At 63.6% G+C, this 21,820-nt stretch carries 19 protein-coding genes; 8 read left to right on the top strand and 11 right to left on the bottom strand.

Going from position 1 to position 21,820, the window contains the following annotated elements; translation table 11 throughout:
• Nucleotides 1-14: 14 nt before the first annotated feature.
• From RS694_RS14290 to RS694_RS14270, 5 genes are all read right to left on the bottom strand, one after another.
• On the bottom strand, nt 15-311 hold the full coding sequence (locus RS694_RS14290) for a 2TM domain-containing protein (protein ID WP_029709756.1): 297 nt from the start codon (nt 309-311) through the stop codon (nt 15-17).
• Between the two features lie 11 nt (nt 312-322).
• Entirely contained in the window at nt 323-1,384 is a 1,062-nt protein-coding gene (locus RS694_RS14285) for an alpha/beta hydrolase family protein (RefSeq protein ID WP_244898402.1), read from the bottom strand.
• A gap of 260 nt (nt 1,385-1,644) precedes the next feature.
• Nucleotides 1,645-1,932, bottom strand: a complete 288-nt coding sequence (locus RS694_RS14280) for a 2TM domain-containing protein (protein ID WP_029709758.1) — start codon at nt 1,930-1,932, stop codon at nt 1,645-1,647.
• 15 nt (nt 1,933-1,947) lie between these two features.
• Nucleotides 1,948-2,472 carry a DUF6622 family protein gene (locus RS694_RS14275; RefSeq protein ID WP_029709759.1) on the bottom strand — a complete coding sequence of 175 codons (525 nt, stop codon included), beginning with the start codon at nt 2,470-2,472 and terminating at the stop codon, nt 1,948-1,950.
• A 39-nt stretch (nt 2,473-2,511) separates the two neighbouring features.
• Complete coding sequence (locus RS694_RS14270; RefSeq protein ID WP_029709760.1) at nt 2,512-2,925, bottom strand: DUF2306 domain-containing protein; 414 nt, start codon at nt 2,923-2,925, stop codon at nt 2,512-2,514.
• A 171-nt stretch (nt 2,926-3,096) separates the two neighbouring features.
• Here RS694_RS14270 and RS694_RS14265 point away from each other — a divergent pair, with 171 nt between their 5' ends.
• The 5 genes from RS694_RS14265 (at nt 3,097) to RS694_RS14245 (ending at nt 9,159) form a co-directional block, all read left to right on the top strand.
• Nucleotides 3,097-4,689, top strand: a complete 1,593-nt coding sequence (locus tag RS694_RS14265; protein ID WP_076069740.1) for an efflux RND transporter periplasmic adaptor subunit — start codon at nt 3,097-3,099, stop codon at nt 4,687-4,689.
• 1 nt (nt 4,690) lies between these two features.
• On the top strand, nt 4,691-5,599 hold the full coding sequence (locus RS694_RS14260; RefSeq protein WP_076069737.1) for an ABC transporter ATP-binding protein: 909 nt from the start codon (nt 4,691-4,693) through the stop codon (nt 5,597-5,599).
• Nucleotides 5,596-6,831, top strand: a complete 1,236-nt coding sequence (locus RS694_RS14255) for an ABC transporter permease (RefSeq protein WP_029709763.1) — start codon at nt 5,596-5,598, stop codon at nt 6,829-6,831. The genes RS694_RS14260 and RS694_RS14255 overlap by 4 nt, the downstream gene beginning before the upstream one ends.
• A 195-nt stretch (nt 6,832-7,026) precedes the next feature.
• Nucleotides 7,027-7,860, top strand: a complete 834-nt coding sequence (locus RS694_RS14250) for an undecaprenyl-diphosphate phosphatase (protein WP_029709764.1) — start codon at nt 7,027-7,029, stop codon at nt 7,858-7,860.
• A gap of 63 nt (nt 7,861-7,923) precedes the next feature.
• Nucleotides 7,924-9,159, top strand: coding sequence for a serine hydrolase domain-containing protein (locus RS694_RS14245; protein WP_029709765.1), 1,236 nt, complete (start codon nt 7,924-7,926; stop codon nt 9,157-9,159).
• Nucleotides 9,160-9,208: 49 nt separating this feature from the next.
• Here RS694_RS14245 and RS694_RS14240 read toward each other — a convergent pair whose 3' ends face one another.
• The gene (locus RS694_RS14240; RefSeq protein ID WP_029709766.1) at nt 9,209-9,967 is read right to left on the bottom strand and encodes a TOBE domain-containing protein; all 759 of its coding nucleotides are present in this window, start codon (nt 9,965-9,967) and stop codon (nt 9,209-9,211) included.
• Nucleotides 9,968-10,697: 730 nt separating this feature from the next.
• On the opposite strand from RS694_RS14240, the gene modA reads away from it, so the two are divergent.
• The 3 genes from modA to modC are packed head-to-tail and all read left to right on the top strand — an operon-like array spanning nt 10,698 to nt 13,225.
• Entirely contained in the window at nt 10,698-11,447 is a 750-nt protein-coding gene (gene modA, locus RS694_RS14235) for a molybdate ABC transporter substrate-binding protein (protein ID WP_029709767.1), read from the top strand.
• A gap of 18 nt (nt 11,448-11,465) precedes the next feature.
• Nucleotides 11,466-12,152 (top strand): molybdate ABC transporter permease subunit, encoded by a 687-nt coding sequence (modB, locus tag RS694_RS14230; protein ID WP_029709768.1) that lies wholly within the window; start codon nt 11,466-11,468, stop codon nt 12,150-12,152.
• Nucleotides 12,149-13,225 carry a molybdenum ABC transporter ATP-binding protein gene (gene modC / locus RS694_RS14225; protein WP_029709769.1) on the top strand — a complete coding sequence of 359 codons (1,077 nt, stop codon included), beginning with the start codon at nt 12,149-12,151 and terminating at the stop codon, nt 13,223-13,225. The genes modB and modC overlap by 4 nt, the downstream gene beginning before the upstream one ends.
• A 136-nt stretch (nt 13,226-13,361) precedes the next feature.
• Here modC and RS694_RS14220 read toward each other — a convergent pair whose 3' ends face one another.
• From RS694_RS14220 to RS694_RS14200, 5 genes are all read right to left on the bottom strand, one after another.
• On the bottom strand, nt 13,362-15,524 hold the full coding sequence (locus RS694_RS14220) for a protein kinase domain-containing protein (protein ID WP_051392188.1): 2,163 nt from the start codon (nt 15,522-15,524) through the stop codon (nt 13,362-13,364).
• Nucleotides 15,525-15,527: 3 nt separating this feature from the next.
• Nucleotides 15,528-16,406 carry a c-type heme family protein gene (locus tag RS694_RS14215; protein WP_029709771.1) on the bottom strand — a complete coding sequence of 293 codons (879 nt, stop codon included), beginning with the start codon at nt 16,404-16,406 and terminating at the stop codon, nt 15,528-15,530.
• A gap of 93 nt (nt 16,407-16,499) precedes the next feature.
• Nucleotides 16,500-18,221, bottom strand: a complete 1,722-nt coding sequence (locus tag RS694_RS14210) for an EAL domain-containing response regulator (RefSeq protein WP_029709772.1) — start codon at nt 18,219-18,221, stop codon at nt 16,500-16,502.
• Nucleotides 18,218-20,023 carry a sensor histidine kinase gene (locus RS694_RS14205; RefSeq protein WP_051392191.1) on the bottom strand — a complete coding sequence of 602 codons (1,806 nt, stop codon included), beginning with the start codon at nt 20,021-20,023 and terminating at the stop codon, nt 18,218-18,220. Before RS694_RS14205 ends, RS694_RS14210 begins: the two co-directional genes overlap by 4 nt.
• Nucleotides 20,020-21,819 carry a sensor histidine kinase gene (locus RS694_RS14200; RefSeq protein ID WP_051392193.1) on the bottom strand — a complete coding sequence of 600 codons (1,800 nt, stop codon included), beginning with the start codon at nt 21,817-21,819 and terminating at the stop codon, nt 20,020-20,022. The genes RS694_RS14205 and RS694_RS14200 overlap by 4 nt, the downstream gene beginning before the upstream one ends.
• Between the last annotated feature and the right edge of the window lies 1 nt (nt 21,820).

The following is a 21,820-nucleotide window of genomic DNA, read 5'->3' as shown; positions in this document are numbered from 1 at the left end:
ATGGTCCGCGCTGCTCAGGGCCCGCGCTGCGCACGCTCCAGGCGCTCGCGTTCGCGCTGCACCATGCGTTCACGTATGCCGCTGCCGGTGCCCAGCACAAAGACCGACACGCCGTGCAGCACCAGACCCATGCCCCAGCCCAGCAGCGGACCCAGCGACCAGGGCCGTGTGCCAAAAGCGTAGTGCGACATCGAGAAGATCAGCAGGTTGACCAGCACATACACCGTGGCGTGGATGTACCAGCCCAGTTTGGCACCGGCACGCTTGCGCGCGAGGCGTTCGATTTCTTCGGGGGGCAGAGGGGTGTGCATGTGGTTTTATTCTAGGGCTTGGCCGCTGTGGCAAGTAGGTGGCGATCGAAGAACGCGCTGACGCGCGGGTACAGATCGGCCAGGGTCGTGGCACGGTCGAAATCGGGTGCATCGGCCAGCAGGGGCACCAGCCAGCCGGGTGGGTTCACCGGCAGCGGCTCCAGCAGCGCGCCGTGGCCTGCCCGTGGCAGGTCAGCCAGGGTTTCGCAACTGCGGCAGGCCGCGATCACCGGGCCACTGTGGAAAGTGGGCAGCAGCCAAGCGTCACTCTGCGCTTGTATCAGGCCCAGAGGCACAACCGGTTGGGTCAAGCTGGCGAGATCAAAGTCCACCGCAAAGGGCACACCGGCGACCACGGCGCGAATGCGTGGGTCGGTGTGCTGGTGCCACTGGGTGTCGCGCAGATGCCAGCGGATCAGTACCCGGGCAATGGCTTTTTTCAGGCCGTCCAGCAGTCCACCGTCCAGCCGCGTGATGCCGCCGGTACAGGTGGCAAAGTCATCGGCCAGATGGGTTTCGCAATGGGCCAGGAGCTGGGCGCTGGACCAGCGGCCGCCTGCCAGCGTGAGGGCGGTGTGGCCACCGGCCGACATGCCCCACATGCCCACCTGGGTGAAATCCAGCAGTGGTGCAAAGCGCGGGTCCTGCGCCACGGCGTCGATGGCATGGGAGACCTCCAGCGGGCGGCGCTGCCAGCTCACGGGGCCGACGTTGCGGGTGTCGTGCCAGTTGTCGCCCACATGCTCGGGAAAGGCCACGGTGTAGCCCGCTTCCACCAGGTGCCGGGCCAGGGCGGTATGCACCCAGGGCGCACCACCGGAGCCGTGCGACAACACGATCAGGCGGCCATTGCCACGTTGGGGCGCAGCGTCTGGCGCGGCCTGCAGGGTGTAGGGGCCGCGCTGTACGGTCTGGTGGGCGGCGGCGCTGGGGTACATCAAGGTGACGGGGCCTTCGGTATCCATGGCGGGCAGTTCCGTCAGGCCCATGCCGGCCCAGCTTTGGCAGGCCCACAGGCACAGCGTTGCGATGGCAGGGAGTTGCAAACGGCGCATGGGGTAGGGCCTGTTCATACTAATTTCCCGAGTGCGAACGTGGTTAAAACAGCGCCAATCTAGGCGCAGGACGACGCCAAGACTGGCCGTCTTGGCTAGGAGTGCAACAACGAGTGGCGCTGTTTGCACCCCGTTCCCTACGGGTTGCGGCCAAAAAGGCCATGCGCGGCGTTGCGAAGCCTTGCCGGGGGGATACCCCGGCTGCGTTTCGCGCCTTGCGCATGACATTTTTGATCCGCAACGCATCTCGGGAAATTGGTGTGAACAGGCCCTAGCCCTTACCAGGGGTCCAGACGGCCCTGCAGGCGGGCACGCTCGCGTTGCAGCAGGCGGTCATGCAGTGCGTCGCCCGGTGCGGCCAGGAAGACCACCGCGCCGTGGATTAGCAGCGCCAGGCCCCAGCCCAGGATGGGAAAGCCGTGTCCGTGGTGGCCGCTCCAGCCCGTCAGCAGCACCAGGGCGTTGACCAGCAGGTAGACCGTGGCGTGGGTGATCCAGCCCAGTTTGGCGCCCGCGCGTTTGCGGGCCAGTTGTTCGGCTTCGTCGACATTGAGGGTGGTGTGCATGGTGGGCTCCTGGGGTTAGGCGGTCAAAGGAGTGGCGGAAAGGTTGTTGCGTTCCAGCAGCGCCAGGCGCAGCAGGCGGGCGGCCCGTGCGGCAAAGGTGCCGCTGAAGGCGCCGTACAGCGCGGCAAAGCCCAGCGTGAAGGCACTGTCATGCGGCAGCGCGGGGTGCAGGGCGGTGTCCACACCCACAAAGTACTTGGTGCAAAAGATGCCCAGGATCAGCGCCATGGGGGTCCAGCTGCCGGGCACAAAGAGGTTTTGCGTGGCGGTGTCAAAACGCGTACCCGCGGGCAGTGGGCGCAGTGTGATGAAGGTGGCCAGCAGGGCGGCACCCACCAGCCAGGCCAGCAGCACGCCGGGCGTGGCGCCAAACGCCGACACCGTGCCATACGCGGACAGCGCCACCATCGCGAGCGGCATGAAGGTGATGCGCGGCAGGCCCACCAGGCCCGAGCGGGTTTGCGTGAAGCCCAGTGCCAGCAGGACGGCCAGCAGGCCCCATACCCAGGCGGGGGTGTGAAGAAGGATTTGCGTGATCATGTTTTTTCCTTGGAAAGAGAAAGACGGGTGGTGAAGCAATCAGACCAGCGCCAGCCAGTCGTGCCAGACCAGTTGGCCCAGGGCGCGGTCGGGCAGCAGCGTGAAGGCACCGGCCCCTATGCAGGCACCGAAGTACAGGCCCCGCATGGTCTTGCGGTGGCCGGCGATGTTGCTGCGGGCGAGGAACCAGAACGCACCAAACAGGCCGAACAGCACGACGGGGATGAACAGGTGGATGGGGGAATAACCGGCGATATTCACCATTTCAAAGTCACGGATAAACAGCGCTGAAACGGCGGTGATCAGCATCAGCGTGACCCAGGCGTAACCAAACGCGCGGTGCAGCTTGGGGCGCTGGGTGTTGCCCTTGCGCGCCCACAGGGCGATTGGGCCGACGACGAGCGCGCCCAGGGCGGCGGTCATGTGGATGGCGATGACGGGTGTGAGTTGCATGGGGTGGCTCCGGTGCGGCGATAGGCGGACTGTGCCCGTGGGGCGGTGGCGGCGACAGCACTTTGCGACCAAATGCAGGAGGCGCGGTGCGAAATGCAGCCAGGTGGCGTGAACGGTGGCGCTTTACACCGGTGAAACAGGAGGGTCATGCGGGGTTTCTAGAATCGGGGCATGAAAAGAAATTACGTGATGGCCGCCGGTGTGGCTTTGGTGGTGGCGGCGCTCGGGGCCTGGTGGTGGAGCCAGCGCGATGCGGCCGATGCCGTGCAGTACCGCACCGCACCGCTGGCACGCGGCAGCCTGCAGGCCAGCGTGGCGGCCAGCGGCAATGTGAGCCCGGTGTCGCAGGTGTCGGTGGGCACGCAGGTCAGCGGCCAGATCCGTGATCTGTTTGTCGACTTCAACACCGAGGTCAAGGCCGGTCAGTTGCTGGCGCAGATTGACCCCGACACGTTTGAATACCGCGTGCGCTCGGCCCAGGCCGATGTGGACGCTGCCAGCGCCGCCGTGCTGACGGCCCAGGCCAATCTGGTCGCCAGCGGGGCCCAGGTGTCGCGCGCCCAGGTGGACCTGGACGAAGCCCGCCGCACGCATGAACGCAACCTGATGTTGGTGGGCAAGGGGTTCATCGCCCAGAGCGAGGCCGACAAATCCCGGGCGCTGGTCAACACCAGCAACGAGGCGCTGAAGGCGGTGGAAGCCCAGGTGGGTGTGGCGCAGGCGCAGGTGAAGTCGGCCCAGGCCAATGTGGCGCAGCGCCAGTCCACGCTGGCGCAGGCGCGCATTGACCTGGCGCGCACACGCATCACCTCGCCGGTGAACGGCATCGTCATCAAACGCGCCATCGAGCGCGGCCAGACCGTGGCTAGCAGCCTGCAGGCGCCGGAGCTGTTTGTGATTGCGCAAAACCTGTCGGACATGCAGGTGGAGGCCAGCATCGACGAGAGTGACGTGGGCCGCCTGCGCAATGGGCAGAAGGCCAGTTTCACGGTGGACGCTTTCCCGGGTCAGACTTTTGAGGGCGAGATTCGCCAGGTGCGCAAGGCCGCGACCAATGTGGCCAACGTGGTGACCTATGTGGCCATCATCGGTTTCTCCAACGTGGGCGGGCGCCTGCTGCCCGGCATGACGGCCAATGTGCGTGTGGTGACCGACCAGCGCGAAAGCGTGCTCAAGGTGCCCAACGCGGCGCTGCGCATGCGGATTGCTGGCGTGGAGCCGCCTGAGGCACCTGCAGTGGGACCGGCTGCAGCGGCCTCTGCCCCTGCGGTGGCCGCCAGTGCGCCCGTTGCCACTGCGCAATCCGGTGGTGGCAATGAGATGCGCAACCGCCTGGTGGCCGACCTGCAGCTCAACACCGAGCAGGCCGCGCGTGTGGACGCTATCTTTGTCGAGACACGGCCCAAGTTTGGCCAACTGCGCGACCTGAGCGCCGAGGAGCGCCCCAAGGCGCGCGACAAACTCATGGCCGATATCCGCTTGCGTATTGCCGATGTGCTGACGCCTGAGCAAAAGACGCGTTACGCCGCTATGGCCGCCGAGTCGGCTGGCCGCACCGTGACGCGTGGGCGCGTCTATGTGCTGGACACGAGCGGCAAACCCAAAGCGCTCAATGTGCGTCTGGGTGTGAGCGACGGCAGCACGACCGAACTGCTGCTGGGGCCCAATGCGGCCAACAGCGAGCTGAAGGAAGGCACGGAGTTGATCGTTGGCACCAAGACCGCCGGTGCGCCGGTCAAGGCCGCGCCACGGCCACCGTTCTGATATGCAAACCTCTGGCAGCGTGTTGATTGACGCGCGTAACCTGCGCAAGACTTACCGCATGGGCACACCTGCGCAACTGCGCGCGGGCGATGGCCAGACGGTGCACGCGCTGCGTGATGTGTCGCTGCAGATCACCGAGGGTGAGTTTGTCGCCATCATGGGTGCGTCGGGCTCGGGCAAATCCACGCTGATGAACATTCTGGGTTGTCTGGATTTGCCCACCGAGGGCAGCTACCACCTGGCCGGTGAAGCGGTGCAGGGCATGGGGGCGGACCAGTTGGCGTCCATCCGCAACCGGCGCATTGGGTTTGTGTTTCAGCAGTTCAACCTGCTGCCACGCACCAGCGCGCTGGAAAACGTGGAACTGCCCATGGTCTACGGCAATGTGGATGGCCCCACGCGCAAGACCCGCGCGCGTGCCGCGCTGCAGCGCGTGGGCCTGGGCGAGCGCCTGGACCACACACCGGCCGAACTCTCGGGCGGGCAACAACAGCGCGTGGCGATTGCGCGCGCGTTGGTGAACAGCCCGCAACTGATACTGGCCGACGAACCCACGGGTGCGCTGGATTCGCAGACCAGTGAAGACATCATGCGGCTGCTGACCGAACTGAACCAGCAGGGCATGACCGTGGTGCTGGTGACCCACGAAGCCGACATTGCGGCCTGGGCGCGGCGCCGTCTCGTGTTCAAGGATGGGCACATTGTGGAAGACGTGTTGCAGCCCGTGCATGTGGACTCCCACTCCGTTCGCGTTGAACCTTCTACCGTTCAGGCTGATGCAAGCCCTGATGCAAACTCCGTTCGCCCTGAGCTTGTCGAAGGGCTTCGACAGGCTCAGTCCGAACGGGGTAATCAAGCTCAGCCCGACCGGGATGGCGTTCAGGGCGCACGGAGAGAGGTAGGCGCATGAACCTTTGGGCCGCTTTTAGAAGTGCCCTGCGCGCGCTGGCCGCCAATGCGCTGCGCAGTGTGCTGACCATGCTGGGCATCATCATTGGCGTGGGTGCGGTGATCACCATGATTGCGGTGGGGCAGGGCGCCACGGCGCGGGTGCAGGACCAGATGAAGGGCTTGGGCTCCAACATCATGCTGGTGATCCCGGGGGGAGTGTCGCAGGCCGGCGTGCGCCTGGGCGCGCAAACGCGCCAGCGCCTGACCGAAGAAGACGGGCAGGCCATCGCGTTCGAGATTCCTGAAGTGCAGGTGGCGGCGCCTACCTCGCGCACCAGCGGGCAGCTGGTGTTTGGCAATGCCAACTGGGGCACCAGCATCATTGGTGTGAGCAACGACTACCTGGAAGCGCGCGACTGGCCGCTGGCCAGCGGCCGCCTGTTTGATACGTCTGAACTGGCCGGCTCGGCCAAGGTGGCATGGATTGGTGCCACGGTGGCGCGCGAGCTGTTTGGCGAGCAGGACCCGGTGGACCAGATCATCCGCGTGCGCAACATTCCGATGACGGTGATTGGCGTGCTGGCGCCCAAGGGGCAGAACTCCATGGGCCAGGACCAGGACGACACCATCATGATCCCGCTGTCCACGCTGCGCAACCGCGTGTGGGGCGGTGACGCCAGCAGCAAGCTCAAACGTGTGGGCGCCATCTCGGTCAAGGTGCGTGAGGGCCAGGACATGAAGGCCGTGGAAGAAAGCATCAAGGACTTGTTGCGCCAGCGTTTCAAGGTGCCGCCGGGGGGCGATGATCCTTTTCAGGTGCGCAACCTGACAGAAATTTTGCAGGCACAGGAAGAGTCCAGCCGCGTGATGACGCTGCTGCTGGCCGCTGTGGCGGGTATCAGCCTGATCATTGGTGGCATTGGCATCATGAACATCATGCTGGTCAGCGTGACCGAGCGCACGCGTGAGATCGGCCTGCGCATGGCGGTGGGCGCGCGCGGGCGCGATATCCTCTCGCAGTTTTTGATTGAGGCGGTGACGCTGAGCCTGATTGGCGGCGCCGTGGGCATTGCGCTGGGCCTGGGCGCCACCTGGGGCGTGGGGCGGTTTGCGGGGTGGCAGGTGTCCACCAGCGCGGGCGCGATACTGTTGGCCGTGGGCTTCTCGGGGTTTGTGGGCATCTTCTTTGGCTACTACCCGGCACGCCGGGCGTCGAAGCTGCTGCCGATACAGGCGCTGCGGTACGAGTGAGGCGTGTCAAACGCTATAAATAAGTGAGCTGCTTGCGCAATCTGTATAAGGGCTAGAGCCCTGTTTCGTTGTGAATTTGGGTTAAACCCGTTGGCCCTGAGCTTGTCGAAGGGCTCCCAGGGCTTCGACAGGCTCAGCCCGAACGGTATCTTCGGTCCGAACGGTGTTTGTTATTGAGATTTTGAGGAGAGTATTTTGGATATTGTGTTGTTGACCAAGGCCGCCATCATGGGTGTGGTGGAAGGGCTGACCGAGTTTTTGCCGATCTCCAGCACCGGCCACCTGATCCTGGCGGGTGCGCTGCTGGGCTTTGACGACGAGAAGGCCAAGGTGTTTGACATCGCGATTCAGACCGGCGCCATCTTTGCCGTGATCCTGGTGTATTGGCAAAAGATCCGCGATACGCTGGTGGCCCTGCCCACCGAGAAAAAAGCACAACAGTTCTCCTTGAACGTACTGATCGCTTTTGTGCCGGCAGTGGTGCTGGGACTGTTGTTCGGAAAAGTCATCAAGGAACATTTGTTTACCCCGGTCGTGGTGGCCACCACCTTCATCGTCGGCGGTTTCATCATCCTGTGGGCCGAAAAGCGCCAGGCGGCGGGTGGCACCGCGGTGCGCATCCACAGTGTGGACGACATGACGGCGCTTGACGCGCTGAAGGTGGGCCTGGTGCAGTGTCTGGCCATGGTGCCCGGCACCAGCCGCAGCGGCGCCACCATCATTGGCGGCATGTTGCTGGGCCTCTCGCGCAAGGCGGCCACCGACTTCTCTTTCTTTCTGGCCATCCCCACGCTGATTGGTGCGGGGGTCTACAGTCTCTACAAGGAACGCGCGCTGCTCAGCATGGCCGACGTGCCACTGTTTGGCGTGGGGCTGGTGTTCTCGTTCATCAGCGCCTGGCTGTGTGTGCGCTGGCTGCTCAAGTTCATCTCCACCCACAGCTTCAACAGCTTCGCGTACTACCGCATCGCCTTCGGCATCGTGGTGCTGGCCACGGCCTGGAGTGGCGTGGTGCACTGGGCGGCCTGAGTAGACGTACCCAACCGGGCACCTGCCTAGAATGGCGGCGTGCCCCTCGCTGAAATTTCACCCATGGATTCCACTGCATACGCCGAGCCGGTGAATCGCCGCGGCTTTGTGGTGGCTGCTCTGGCTGCGCCAGCGTTGCTGGGTGTGCCGCAGGCCTTTGCCCAGGCTGACAAGTGGGGCGCTTCTGCGGGCTACCCAACCGGCTGGGGCAGTCCGCGGCGGTTTTCGTTTTACCCGGCGCTGCGGGTGGGCAACTACTCGGGAGGGTTTGAGGGCATGTTGCCCAACCACACCGTGCAGTGTGGCGCCGAGCTACCGCTGGTGCAGCGCAACCGTGACGACATCCGCTACCGTTGGGGATTTGCGTCGCGCACGGTGGACGACTACCTCAATGCCTGGCCGGTCACCGGCCTGCTGATCGCGCGACGCGGTGAGGTGTGGGCCGAGAAATACCGCTTTGACCGCAACGCCGAGATGCGGATGACGGGTTGGTCGATGTCGAAAAGCGTGACATCTTTGCTGGTAGGCATTGCGCTCGACAAAGGCCTGATTGCCTCGCTCGACGATGCCCCCGCCAAATACGTACCCGCACTGGCCGGCACGCTGCATGGCGAGACCACGCTGCGCAACCTGATGAATATGTCGAGCGGTGCGGCCGTGGTGCACGAGGTGAGCAACCAGCAGATATATCCGAACGCGCTGACCAACGGAAACTCCAGCATTGCCAATGTGGTGCGTGGCTGGAACGAACGGCTGGAACCAGCGGGCGCGCGTTTTAACTACAACGAGTTGTGCCCGCTGACGGTGGGCCTGGTGTTGCGAGCGGTCACGGGCAAGAGCTTGGCGGCCTTTGCGCAGGAGCAGTTGTGGATACCGATGGGCGCCGAGGCGAATGCCACGTGGCTGACTGACTCGACCGGGCAGGAATTCAACTGCATCGGTTTTGCCGCGCGCCTGCGTGACTGGGCACGTCTGGGCCAACTGGTGGCGCAGCGCGGCGAGATGAATGGCAAACAGATTGTCAGCCGCGCCTGGATGGACAGTTACAGCCGTTGGGATGCTGTCGATGCGCAAGTACGCTTTGACGCGATGGCGGGACGCAAGAGTGTTGGGTACAAAAACTTCATGTGGCATGCCAAAGCCGATGGCTCTCAGCCTTACTTCAACGGTGCCGATGGGCAGCGCGTCTTTGTTGATCTGCCGACACAGACGGTGCTGGTGCAGACCGGCGTAGACAGCAGCGGTGACTGGCCACGTGAGTTGAGCGCGCTCTTTCAGGCTGTTGTGGCGATGGGTTGAGGCCTGTTGTCCCCCGGTTCTTTGCGGGGCATGGTGAGGATTGCAACGTTTAGCCAGCGAGCGCAATCACCACCGCCGACGCATCCACACTGGCCTGCGCGGCGTGATTGAGTTGGAGTCCACTGTCGGGGCCCGAGAAGCCCACCATCTGCAGGCCGCAATCCAGCGCAAGCGCGACCTCTCCCCCGGCGCGTGCGCGGGAGGCACGGGTCACCCGCCCGAGCAGCAGGTTACGCCCGGTGGCTGTCTGGCCTGCCGGAAAAATCTCCACCGCCGTGGCTTTGCACAGGGCAAGCACGGTTTGGCCTGCGTGCAGTGACAACAGCTCTGCGCTTTCGCGGGTGATGCGGGAGAACAGCGGTGTGCCGTCGCACAGGCGCATCTCCACCTGAATCGCCTGGCCCTGTGTGCGCAGCGCTTTGACCGTGCAGGGCAACTGGTTGCGCATGCTGGTACGCAGGCTCAGGGCGGCCAGACCGGGCGTGCTTTGGCCTTGGGTGATTTGTTTTAGTACTTGTTGCCGGGCTTGGTTTAGCAGTTCTGCGGCCTGCAGGAGTTGCTGGCCTGCGGGGGTGAGTTGTGCGCCGCCGCCGCCGGAGCCGCCGACCATGCGTTCCAGCAATGCGGTGCCTGCGAGGTTGCCCAACGTGTCGATGGCTTGCCACGCCGCCTTGTAGCTCACGCCAGCGCCGCGTGCGGCTTCGGAGATGGAGCCTACTTCGCCGATGCGGCGCAGGATGTCTAGGCGTTTGTCGGCTATTTCGTGGCCTAGGGCTTCGGCCAATTGGAGGGATGGTTTCTTTGCCATATTGCTATTGTGGCTTGTGCTCTTTTTTTGGGGTGTTGCTTCTTGCTTGGCTAGCCGGGTTTCGGCCCGGCGGCCGACTCACTTTTCTTGCTTCGCCAAGAAAAGTAAGCAAAAGAAGGCGACCCTGCTGTCTGCGACCCCGGCTTTGCCGGGGCAACCTGCGGTGCTCGGGTTCAGTGGGGTCTGGCTCGAACTCGCCCTGCGGGCTCAAACAATCGCCAGCCCTCATCCACTGAACCCTGCGCTCCTCGGCGCATACAGAAGGGATTGGGGGAATTCAGGCCGTCGCTGCGCTCGGCCCCCACGTCCGCGCGTAGCGCGGACGAAGTTCGGTATTTGGTCTTCGGTTACTTGGCTGGTGCCGTAATGAGGAGGCGAGTAGCGCAGGTTTGGGCGGATGAGGGCTGGCGATTGTTTGAGCCGAAGGCGAGTTCGAGCCAGACCCCGTCCGAACCGAGCAACGCAGCGTGCCCGCAGGGCCGACGAATCCGGCTCGCCTTCTTTTGCTTACTTTTGGTGTTTGCGTAACTTCGCTACGCGAAGTGAGCAAACTCCGCGTGCAAAGCACGCCTTGGCGAAGCAAGAAAACCCGCTTTGCGGGTTTCTATAAAAGTGAGTGCGCTGTCGGGCGCACATCCCGACATGCCAAAACATCAAACCATCTCCTCGAAAGAAAACTGACATAGCTATACTCGCTATTCTAAAAACGAATAGCGATGGAGTAGCCCCCATGAAGAAGTTATTGCGCACCGCAGCCGCCCTGTTTCTCCTGGCCACCAGCGCCAGCCACGCCGCCGAAGTCACAGTGGCAGTCGCCGCCAACTTCACCGCCCCGATGCAGAAGATCGCCGCCGCCTTCACCCAGGACACAGGCCACACCGCCACACTGGCCTTTGGTTCCACCGGCAAGTTCTACGCCCAGATCAAGAGCGGCGCACCGTTCCAGATGCTGTTGGCCGCCGACGACGAAACGCCTGCCAAGCTGGAGAAGGAAGGGCTCACCGTTGCCAACACCCGCTTCACCTATGCCACCGGTCGCTTGGTGCTGTGGAGCAAACAGGCGGGCCTGGTGGATGACAAGGGTGATGTACTGCGCACTGGTAGTTTTACGCATATCGCGCTGGCAGACCCCAAACTCGCGCCGTACGGTGCGGCAGCGGTGGAGACGCTGGACAAGCTGGGGCTGACGCAGACGCTCAAGCCCCGCATGGTGCAGGGCGAGAGCATTGGGCAGGCCTACCAGTTTGTTGCCACGGGCAACGCGGCACTGGGCTTTGTGGCGTTGTCGCAGGTGATGGTGGATGGGCGCATTGCCGAAGGCTCGGCCTGGGTGGTGCCTGCCAACTTGCACAGCACGATCAAGCAGGATTCCGTAGTGCTGGCCACAGGCAAGGACAACCCGGCAGCCACCGCGTTGACGGCGTATTTGAAGGGCGACAAGGCGCGTGCCATCATTCGTTCCTATGGTTATGAATTCTGAATTTCAACCCGAGCGCCGATGCTGGGCCTGAGCGCATCCGACTGGGGCGCAATTCGCCTCACGCTGGAGCTGGCCAGCCTGACCACGTTGTTGCTGTTGCTGCTGGCCACGCCGTTGGCCTGGTGGCTGGCACGCACGACTTCGCGCTGGCGTGCGCCGGTGGGCGCTGTGGTGGCGCTGCCGCTGGTGCTGCCGCCCACGGTGCTGGGCTTTTACCTGCTGATCACGCTGGGGCCGCTGGGGCCGGGCGGGCAGTTCACGCAGTGGCTGGGGCTGGGCCCGCTGCCGTTCACCTTTGGCGGGCTGTTGCTGGGCTCGGTGATTTATTCGCTGCCGTTTGCCGTGCAGCCACTGCAAAACGCTTTTGCCGCCATGGGCACACGGCCCATGGAAGTGGCTGCCACCTTGCGGGCGCGCCCGTTCGATGCATTTGTGAGCGTGGCGCTGCCGCTGGCCCGTCCCGGCTTTTTGACCGCGGCCATCCTGACGTTTGCACACACCGTAGGTGAGTTTGGTGTGGTGTTGATGCTGGGTGGCAATATTCCGGGCAAGACCAGTGTGGTGTCCACGCAGATCTACGGCCATGTGGAGGCGATGGAATATGCGCAGGCGCACTGGCTGGCCGGTGGCATGGTGCTGTTTGCGTTTGTGGTGCTGCTGGGGCTGGGTCTGCTGAACCGGCGCAACGTGGGGGTGATGCCATGAGCACGCCGCTGCGTATCCGGCTGGAGTTGCCACGCGCGGCGTTTGCGCTGCAGGTAGACCTGGAGTTGCCCGCACGCGGCATCACCGTGGTGATGGGGGCGTCTGGCTCCGGCAAGACCAGCTTGCTGCGCTGTGTGGCAGGGCTGGAGCGCTCTGCCAATGCGTTGGTGCGTGTGGAGGGTGCCATCTGGCAGGACAGCAACCACGGCGTATTTGTGCCCACCTGGCAGCGTCCGCTGGGCTATGTGTTTCAGGAAGCCAGCCTGTTTGCGCATCGGAGCGTGCGCGGTAATCTGGAGTACGGCATGCGCCGCGCCGGACCGGGTGCGCGCGAAGCGCTGGAGCATGCCATTGCGTTGCTGGGCCTGGTCCCGCTGCTGCAGCGCGATCCGGTGCAGCTTTCGGGCGGTGAGCGCCAGCGCGTGGCCATCGCCCGTGCACTGGCCCTGCAGCCGCGCCTGCTGCTGCTGGACGAGCCCTGCTCAGGCCTGGACCCCGCGCGCCGCCAGGAGCTGCTGCCGTGGCTGGAGCGTCTGCGCGACGAGGTGAAGATTCCCATGCTCTACGTGACCCATGCCGCCGATGAGGCTGCGCGCCTGGCCGACACGCTGGTGGTGCTGGAGGAGGGCGGCGTCAAAGCGATGGGGCCGGTGGCGCAGGTGCTGTCGGACCTGCACCGCCCGGTGGTGCTGGGTGAAGATGTGGGTGTGCTGCTGCAGGGCAGTGTGCTGCAGCGGGATGCACAGTGGCATTTGATGCAAGTGGGTTTTGCAGGCGGCGCCTTGTGGCTGCGGGACGGCGGTGCTGAGATCGGTCAGGCCGTGCGTATGCGTGTGTTGGCCCGCGATGTGAGTATTGCCGTGCAAAAGCCCGAGCACACCAGCATCCAGAACCTTTTGTCCTGCACGGTGCGTGCGGTGGTGCCCGACACCCATCCGTCTCAGGTGCTGGTGCAACTGGACTGCGGTGGCTCTGTGTTGCTCGCGCGGATTACGGCGCGTGCTGCCGATGCGCTGGGGCTGGCAACAGGCCAGACCGTCTGGGCGCAAGTGAAGTCTGCGGCGCTGGTCTAGGCGCCAGATTTGCTATCAAAAGAGAAGCTGCTTGCGCAAACTCCGCGCGGGCTACAGGCCAATTTCATATAAATTTCCCCGCTCAGCCTGACAACCATCCGATTTTGCCGATCAAGGCCGTGGGCGGGCAAACGGGTCAGGGCTTGGACTGGAGTTTGCTGGCGGCGCTGACAAAACGCGCGCGGTCTTCGGCCTTGTCGATGTGCAGGGCCAGCGCCTGCAGCAGGTCGGTAAACGTGGGCTGGCGGTTGGCTTCTTTGCGCACCAGTGTTTTGGACAGCGGGCCGATGTACTGGCTCAGCGCGCGCTCCAACTGGGCTTGTTGTTCGGCGCTGAAGGTGTGCACCTTGAGCGAAGCGGACGACACCGACGCGCTGGATGTGGAGGCGGACAGCCTGCTGGCATCGGGCGGCACCGTGGTGGGCATCGGCACGGACAGGGGACGGCTCAATGAGCCGCTGCCGGTAGACCGCGAGCTGCTGGAGAGTGGCACGGTGCCGGGGCCGGTCAGTCGGCTGCTGTTTTTGCCGGAGAGAAAGGCGTCGCGCACCGCCGCGTCCTGGATCGAGATGGACACCAGTTCGCGCAGGTTCTGCGCGCTGGTGGCGCGGGCCTTGGCTTTTTTGACCAGCACATGGGCCAGCGGGCCAATGGCCTTGGTCAATTCGGTTTCGATGGCCTGGGCCTCGTGGGGCAAGACTTCTTCGATGTCGCCGATCAGGGTGGTGTGTGCAAATACGGCATCGGGCGTGGGCGGTGCCGCGCGCACGGCATTCGGGTCCACCAGGGAGTACACCTCGTGCGAGCGTTTGTGTTTGTCCAGACGCGGGCCCAGGTACTCGAACATGGCTTCGGCGCCGTCGCTGATGCGGGAGATCACGTCGTAGTAAGCGCGTGACACCGTGATCTGGTTGGCCGAGGAAAAATCCATGATGCGCTGCGCGACGTTGATGCCATCGCCCACCACGTTGACCCGATTGTTGATGTCCATCAGCATGCGCACCGGGCCCATGTGCAGGCCCACCCGCATGGAGAGTTTCTGGCCGTATTTCTGCAGCAGCAGGTCACGCAGCAGCAGGGCGGACTGCAAGGCTTCTTCGGGGTCGCCCAGGAAGCAGATGGCGGCACCGTCACCCGTGTCCAGCATGATGCGCGACGATTCGTTGACCCCACCAATGGCCTTGGTGATCATTTCATTGAACAGCGTCTTGATGACGACCTGCTGGTCCACCGAGTGCGTGGAGTAGGCGACCAGATCCAGAAACATGATGGTGCCCATCACATTTTTACGCAGCGCTTCTTCGGTGTTGATGGGTACCGAAAGCGTATTGGCCGTCAGTACGGCGGTGGGGTCCACGCGCTGCGATGCCTGCAACACCTGGGTCTTGAGGTGCTCGGAATTCTGGAAGGCGCGGCGCAGCGCGTCCACGGTTTGTGGACGCTGGGTTTCGTTGGGGCTCATGGCCCAGTCGATGGCTTGCAGCAGTTGTTCACCAAAGGCAGCGCGGCTGGCCAGGTTGGCCGCTTTGGGCATGGCGTCGTCGCGCACGCGTGAGGCGGACTCCATGGGTTTGCTGCCTGTGGTCATCCAGTACATGACGGCGCCCAGCGAATACAGATCGGTCCAGGGGCCCTGGTTGCCCTTGGTGTGGTACTGCTCAAACGGGGCAAAACCAGGACTGACGATGTTGGTCATGTCGTGGTTGCTGGTGAGGCGGCGTGCGGCGCCAAAGTCCAGCAGTACCGGTGTGCCATCGGCGCGGATGTAGATGTTGTCGGGCTTGATGTCGCGGTGCAGGAAGTTGAGCTTGTGCACGGACTCCAGGCCATCGAGCAGCGGGTAAACGATCTGCAGCAGGCTGCGCTGGTCCAGTGCGCCCTGTTTGCTCAGCCAGTGTTTGAGCGGGTCGCCCGACTCGTACTCCATGACGATGTAGGCGGTGCCGTTTTCCTTGAAGTAGCGCAGCACCCGCACGATGTTGGGGTGCCGGAAGGATGCCAGCGCGCGGGCCTCGTCCACAAAACGCTCCAGGCCCCACTGGAACTGCGCGGCGCCTTCTTCAGAGCGCACATGCACCGCGTTGTCCACCGAGCGCACGGCCAGGCTGGAGGGGAAGTACTCCTTGATGGCGACCGGCAACTGCAGATTGACGTCCTGCGCCAGGTAGGTGATGCCGAAGCCGCCACCGCCCAGCACCTTGTCGATGCGGTATTCAAAAACCGTCTGCCCCGGCTCCAGCGCCGCCTTGTCGGCAGCCTTCATGGCCAGGGGTGCGGGTTTGCTGTCGCTCGGTTCCAAAGCTTAGTCGCCCCGCTCGATCATCTGCATGGCCTTGTCCAGGCTACGGCGCATGCGGTTGAAGGCGCTGCCCAACACGGCCACTTCGTCCTTGCCACCGTCGGCAAACTCCGGCACATCAAAGTCGCCGGTGCTGATCTTGTCAGCGGACTGGGACATGCGACGGATGGGGCGCACGATCAACCAGCTCAACATCAGATTGAGGACGATGAAAACCACGAAAAACACGCCTGCCAGCGATGCCATGAAAGTCTTGAGCGCGCGGTCGGCATTACGAATCGGGATATCCATGGGCACGGTCACGACCTGTGCGCCAATGATTTCGTTGTGTTTCCAGCCAAAACCGTTGGCTTCACCATAGATCTTGATCATGCTGGCCGGGGCATTGGCCGGCACGCTGTGGCAGGCCAGGCAGGCCGGATTGGAAATCTGGATGGGTTTGGCGATGTAGAGCTGGCGCCCGGTGGCGCCGCTGCGTTCGGAGATCAACTCCTTGTATTCGCCGTTCTGGCGGAACTGCTGGACCAGGTCAGACTCCCAGTCGGTGGCCCGGTCACGCGGGTTGGTGGGGTTGAGGGTGGCCTCTTTGTAGCCGTAGTCCGGGTACTTCTTTTGTACGTGGGCCAGGGTTTCGGTGGCGGCGTAGGCGGGCACCGTCTGCGGCAGGAAAACCTCGTTGAGTTGCGGGTCGAGGTGGGGTTTGATCTGCTCCACCGTGTAGGAGCGCACCGCCAGCGCCGTGTCCATCAGCAAGCGGGCATTGCGCACCACTTCTTCGCGGGCATTGGCCTGCAGCAGTTCACGTGAAATGAAGCCGGCGGCTGCAAAGCCCACCAGAAACACCATGATCAATACCAAATTGAACTTGAGTCGCAATCCCATACATCCCCCCGAATCATGGGCAAAGGTGCCCCGTACACAATATTGTGCCCTGACGCCGTGCGTCCGGGCGCATGCTTTTTAACGAAACAGAAACTAGCCTGGGTGGTAACCGGGGAAGCACAACACGGCTTCGTCGGGTGGCACCGGGCGGCTGAACAGGTAGCCCTGGAAGTCTTCGCAGCCCAGGGTACGCAAAAAATCGAGTTGGCCCGTGGTCTCCACCCCTTCGGCGATCACGCTCATGCCAAAGCTGTGCGCCATGGCCACGATGGCGCGGGTGATGGCGGCGTCGCCTGCGTCCTGGGTCAGGTTGCGCACAAAGGCTTGGTCGATCTTGAGCGAGTCCAGCGGGTAACGCTTGAGGTAGGCCAGGCTGGAGTAGCCGGTGCCAAAGTCGTCCATGGCCAGCTTCACGCCCAGCGCCTTGCAGGCGTTGAGGGTGCCAATGGTGGTGGTGACGCTTTGCAGGGCCAGGCTTTCGGTGACTTCCAGCTCCAGCATGTGGGCGGGCAGGCCGGTGTCGGTGAGCACCTGTTGCACCAGCGAAGGCAGGCGCGGGTCGGCAAACTGGCGCACCGACAGGTTCACTGCCATACGAAAGCTGTTGTGGCCCAGGGCATGCCAGTCGGCGGCCTGGCGCGCGGCGGTACGCATGACCCATTCACCGAGCTTGACGATAAAGCCGCTGTCTTCGGCAATGGGGATGAACTCGGCCGGTGAAATCCAGCCCAGCGTGGGGTGGTTCCAGCGCAGCAGCGCCTCAAAACCGACCACGGCCCCGCTGGCGATGGACACCTGCGGCTGGTAGAAGACCTGCAGTTCGCCTTGTTCCAAGGCCTGGTGCAGCGCGTTGTGGATTTGCAGGCGGCGCACCACCTGCTGGTTCATGGCCGGGTCAAAGAGGCGAAACGATCCGGGGCCGCCCGTCTTGGCGTGGTGCAGCGCAGATTCGGCGTTGAGCAGCAGGGCTTGCGCTGTATTCGCCTGGGACGGGTATTGGCTGGCCCCGGCGCAGGCGGTGAGAAACAGCGAGCGGTCGTCGATCAGATAGGGGCGGGCCAGCAGCTCCAGGATGTCGCTGCAGGTGCGCTCCAGCAGGGCGGTGTCCAGCACACCGCTGAGGCAGAGGGCGAACTGGTCGCCGCCCAGACGGGCCAGGCTGTCGTGTGCGCCGGTCTGGGTGCTGGCGCCCATGCGGTCGAGCAGGCGGTTGGCCACTTCCTGCAGCACCAGGTCACCGGTGGCCGGGCCCAGCGATTCATTGACCTTGGCAAAACCGTCCAGGCCCACGCAGACCACCAGCACACCACCGTGGGTGCGGCCCGCATGCTCCAGCGCGGCGGCCAGTTGCTGGTCGAACAGTTCGCGGTTGGGCAGCGAGGTGAGGGGGTCGAACTGCTGGGCCTGCTGCATCTGATGTTGCAGGGTCTTGGCCGCTTGCTCCTGGCTGGAGCTGCGTGCCAGGCGGGCCTGCACGGCTTCGAGCAGTTCGTCGCGTTTGTAGGGTTTGGTCAGGTAGTCGTCGGCGCCCAGGTTCATGCCCATGCGCACATCGCTGCGGTCGGCCTTGGCGGTGAGCATGATGATGGGTACGGTGGCGGTGGTGGAGTCTTCGCGCAGTGCCTTCAGCAGGCCGTAGCCGTCCAGCACCGGCATCATGACGTCGGTCAGCACCAGGTCGGGGCGGGTGCGACAGGCCTGCACATAGGCGTCGCGCCCGTCCTTGGCGGTCATGACCTCGTAGCCTTCCAGCTCCAGCATCCACTGCAGGTTTTCGCGCAGCGAAGGCTCGTCTTCGGCAATCAGGATTTTCATGGTGTGGCGTGCGCAGCAGACATGGGTGGATTGGGCAGGGTCACGGTAAAACAGCTTCCCTGGCCCACCTGGCTTTGCACGCTGATGGTGCCCAGATGGCAGGTGACGGCGTCCTTGACGATAGACAGACCCAGGCCGGTACCGGCGATGGGCCCCACATTGCTGGCGCGGTGGAAACTCTCAAACAGGTGGGCTTGGTCAGCCTCGGGGATGCCAATGCCCTGGTCGCGCACCGTCATCACCAGTTGGTCAGCCAGTACCTGCACGCGCAGGGTCACTTCGCCGCCGTCGGGGGAGTATTTGATGGCATTGGAGAGCAGGTTGCCCGCGATATTGCGGATCAGGGTTTCGTCGAGCAAAAACTGTTGTTCGTGGGGTGGCAGGTCAATCACCACGCTCACACGTTCGTACTGGCGCGTCATGGCGCTGCGCAGTTCGTCCAGCAGGCCCATGCAAAACGGCGTGATGGCCATGGGTCGGGGTTTGAACTCCAACTGGCCTGCACCCGTGCGGCCAATGACCAGCACGTTCTCCAGCATGTGGGTCATGCGTTCCACCGCATCGTCGATCTTCTGTAGCGTCTGGCGTTTCTTGTCGGCTGGCATGCGGTCTTCGTAGTGCAGCAGCAGCTCCACCGAGCCGTGGATGGTGGCCAGCGGGGTGCGGAATTCGTGCGAGGCCATCGAGATGAAGCGGGTCTTCATATCGTTGAGTTCGATCTGTTTTTGCAGCGAGATGCGTTTGGTCTGCTCGGCTTCGCGCCGCGCGGTCGTGTCCACCAGGAACAGCAGCACCGCATCCTGCTTGGCCCACTCAATGCGCACGGCGGACAGCTCGATGATGCGTACTTCACCGGTTTGGGTGATGACACGAAAGTCATAGGTGGAGTCCACCGGCTCGCCGCGCAGGCGCATGCCGTGGCGCTCGACCACCATGGCCAGATCATCGGGATGGATCACTGCGGTAAAGGGCTGCGAGAGCAGGTAGTCCAGCGGGTGATCCACCACGCCTTCCACGCTGGCGTTGGCAAACACCAGTCGGCCATCCTGCACCACCACCACGCCCACCCCCACGTTTTCGATCACGGTGCGGTAACGGGCCTCGGAGTTGCGCAGGGCGTCGAGTGCCTGGTAGCGCTCAATGGCGCTGCTGACGTGGTTGGCTACAAATGACAGGATGTCGGCGTCTGCCGGGCTGTAGGCGATGCCGGGCTCGTAGCCCTGCACCGCCAGAATGCCGCCGATCTGCCCGCGGATCTGCATGGGCACGCCCAGCCAGCTGGAGAAGCTCATGTCGCCACTGCCTTCGGTGACGTCACCGCTGGCCTCCAGCCGCTTGAGGCGCTCTGCGTCAATGATCTGCGGCTGCGCGGTGCGCAGCACAAACTCGGTCAGGCCGCGGCGCAAGGGCACGGCGCTGAGCTGCAGGGCATCGCCATCACGCTCGTCCACGTAATAGGGGAAGTCCTTGATCTGCTTCTTTTCGTCGTACAGGCAGACGTAACAGTTCTTGGCGTACAGCAGTTCACCCAGCAGGCCATGCACAGCCTGCAGGAAATCGTAGAAGGACAGATCGGCCGCGGCGCGCTCGGCAATGCGGTAGAAAACGCGTTGCAGGGTTTCGGCCTTGCGTTGCTCCCGGGCTTCGGCCTTGAGTTCTTCGGTGCGCTGGTTCAGCCACTGGTTGGCCGAAATCTCATGTTCCTGCTGGCGAATCTGCAGCGCCTGGTACTGGGCTTGCAAAGCCGCATGTTGTGCTTGCAATTGTTCCAGTTGGGTCTGCAGTTCCGCGTCGGAGATCATGGCGTTGGGACAGGGTGGGGGATCGGTGAAACAGGCAGGGTAACGGTAAACCGGCTTCCCTTGCCCACCTGGCTATGCACTTCGATGCGACCTTTGTGACATAAAACCGCTTCTTTGACAATGGACAGGCCGAGTCCGGTGCCCGCAATGGGCCCCACGTTGCTGGCCCGGTGGAAAGTCTCAAACAGGCGGGGCTGGTCGGTCTCGGGGATGCCGATGCCTTGGTCTGCCACTGTGAACACCAGAGCGACGCCCTGCTCCTGCACGCTGAACCGCACTTCGCCGCCTTCGGGCGAGTATTTGAGGGCGTTGGAGAGCAGGTTGCCCACGATGTTGCGCAGCAGTGTGTCGTCCAGCAGAAACAGGGCATCTGGATCAGGCAGGTCCACGACCAGGCAGACCTTCTGGTACTGGCGTTCCATGGCGCTGCGCAGCTCGTCCAGCAGGTTCATGCAAAAGGCTTGCAGGGCCAGCGGCTGCGGTTTGAACTGCACCTGGCCCGCGTCGGCGCGGCCAATGGCCAGCACGTTTTCCAGCATATGGGTCATGCGTTCGACCGCGTCGTCAACCCGCTGCAGCGTGGCACGCTTTTGCGCGGCCTGCATGCGGTCTTCGTAGTGCAGCAACAGCTCCACCGAGCCGTGGATGGTGGCCAGCGGGGTGCGGAACTCGTGGGAGGCCATGGTGATGAAGCGCGACTTCATGTCGTTGAGCTCGCTCTGCTTCTGCAGGGCGATGCGCTGGGTCTCCTCTGCTTGAATGCGTGCGGTAGCGTCCACCACAAACATCAGCGTGGCGTCGCGCTTGTCCCACTCGATCTTGACAGCGGACAGTTCTAGCGTACGCACGTCTCCCTGGCCCGTGAGGATGCGAAAACCGTAGGTGGTTTCGACGGGCTCGCCGCGCAGGCGGCGCTGGTGGCGTTCGACCACAGCGGCCACGTCCTCCGGATGGATGGTGGCGGTGAAGGACTGTGTCAGCAGGTAGTCCAGCGGATGGCCCACGATGCGTATGAGGGCCGGGTTGGCAAACACCATGCGACCGTCCTGCACCACCACCACGCCAACGCCGACGCTTTCAATGACCAGCCGGTAGCGCTCTTCGGACTTGCGCATTTCGTCAATGGCCTGGTAGCGCTCCAGCGCGGTGCTGAAGTGGTTGGCTACAAAACTGAGAATCTTGGCGTCGGCCTCGGTGTACGGAATGGAGCTTTCGTAGCTCTGCACCACCAGCACACCGCGCAACGCGCCTTGTATCTGCATGGGCACACCCAACCAGGCCGAAAAACTCAGGTCGCCCGACGCATCGGTGATTTCGCCGGCGTCCTGCAGCGCTTGAAAACGCGTTGCATCGATCAACTGTGGTTGGGCCGTGCGCAGAACAAACTCTGTGAGTCCATGGCGGTAGGGCACGTCATTGCACTGCATGGTGTCACCGTCCCGTTCGTCCACGTAGTACGGAAAATCCAGCGTGTGTTTTTTCGGGTTGTACAGGCACACGTAACAGTTTTTGGCGTACAACAGCTCGCCCAGCAGGGCGTGCACGGACTGCAGGAATTCGTAGAGCGAGAGGTCGGCCGTGGCGCGTTCGGCGATGCGGTAGAACGTACGCTGCAGCGCTGCGGCCTTGCGGTGCTCCTGGGCTTGCGCTTCCATATCCAGGTTGCGCTGGGCCTGCCAGCGTTGTGCAGACGCAGACTGCTGTTCCAGCGACCGCTCCAATGCCTGGTACTGGACCTGCAAGTGCAGGTGCTGCGCTTTCAGCGCATCCACCTGGGCTTGCAACGTGTTAGACATG

Origin of the sequence: Rhodoferax saidenbachensis, from assembly GCF_001955715.1 — a bacterium.
GTDB lineage: Bacteria > Pseudomonadota > Gammaproteobacteria > Burkholderiales > Burkholderiaceae_C > Allorhodoferax > Allorhodoferax saidenbachensis.
Note: the sequence above shows the minus strand (reverse complement) of the source record. Positions and strands in the feature narration are given on the sequence as shown.

Bases quoted from the DNA above. Each gene is read 5' to 3' on its own strand.
- RS694_RS14290 (WP_029709756.1), bottom strand. From the start codon at position 311: ATGCACACCCCTCTGCCCCCCGAAGAAATCGAACGCCTCGCGCGCAAG.
- RS694_RS14285 (WP_244898402.1), bottom strand. From the start codon at position 1,384: ATGAACAGGCCCTACCCCATGCGCCGTTTGCAACTCCCTGCCATCGCA.
- RS694_RS14280 (WP_029709758.1), bottom strand. From the start codon at position 1,932: ATGCACACCACCCTCAATGTCGACGAAGCCGAACAACTGGCCCGCAAA.
- RS694_RS14275 (WP_029709759.1), bottom strand. From the start codon at position 2,472: ATGATCACGCAAATCCTTCTTCACACCCCCGCCTGGGTATGGGGCCTG.
- RS694_RS14270 (WP_029709760.1), bottom strand. From the start codon at position 2,925: ATGCAACTCACACCCGTCATCGCCATCCACATGACCGCCGCCCTGGGC.
- RS694_RS14265 (WP_076069740.1), top strand. From the start codon at position 3,097: ATGAAAAGAAATTACGTGATGGCCGCCGGTGTGGCTTTGGTGGTGGCG.
- RS694_RS14260 (WP_076069737.1), top strand. From the start codon at position 4,691: ATGCAAACCTCTGGCAGCGTGTTGATTGACGCGCGTAACCTGCGCAAG.
- RS694_RS14255 (WP_029709763.1), top strand. From the start codon at position 5,596: ATGAACCTTTGGGCCGCTTTTAGAAGTGCCCTGCGCGCGCTGGCCGCC.
- RS694_RS14245 (WP_029709765.1), top strand. From the start codon at position 7,924: ATGGATTCCACTGCATACGCCGAGCCGGTGAATCGCCGCGGCTTTGTG.
- RS694_RS14240 (WP_029709766.1), bottom strand. From the start codon at position 9,967: ATGGCAAAGAAACCATCCCTCCAATTGGCCGAAGCCCTAGGCCACGAA.
- modA (WP_029709767.1), top strand. From the start codon at position 10,698: ATGAAGAAGTTATTGCGCACCGCAGCCGCCCTGTTTCTCCTGGCCACC.
- modB (WP_029709768.1), top strand. From the start codon at position 11,466: ATGCTGGGCCTGAGCGCATCCGACTGGGGCGCAATTCGCCTCACGCTG.
- modC (WP_029709769.1), top strand. From the start codon at position 12,149: ATGAGCACGCCGCTGCGTATCCGGCTGGAGTTGCCACGCGCGGCGTTT.
- RS694_RS14215 (WP_029709771.1), bottom strand. From the start codon at position 16,406: ATGGGATTGCGACTCAAGTTCAATTTGGTATTGATCATGGTGTTTCTG.
- RS694_RS14210 (WP_029709772.1), bottom strand. From the start codon at position 18,221: ATGAAAATCCTGATTGCCGAAGACGAGCCTTCGCTGCGCGAAAACCTG.
- RS694_RS14205 (WP_051392191.1), bottom strand. From the start codon at position 20,023: ATGATCTCCGACGCGGAACTGCAGACCCAACTGGAACAATTGCAAGCA.
- RS694_RS14200 (WP_051392193.1), bottom strand. From the start codon at position 21,819: ATGTCTAACACGTTGCAAGCCCAGGTGGATGCGCTGAAAGCGCAGCAC.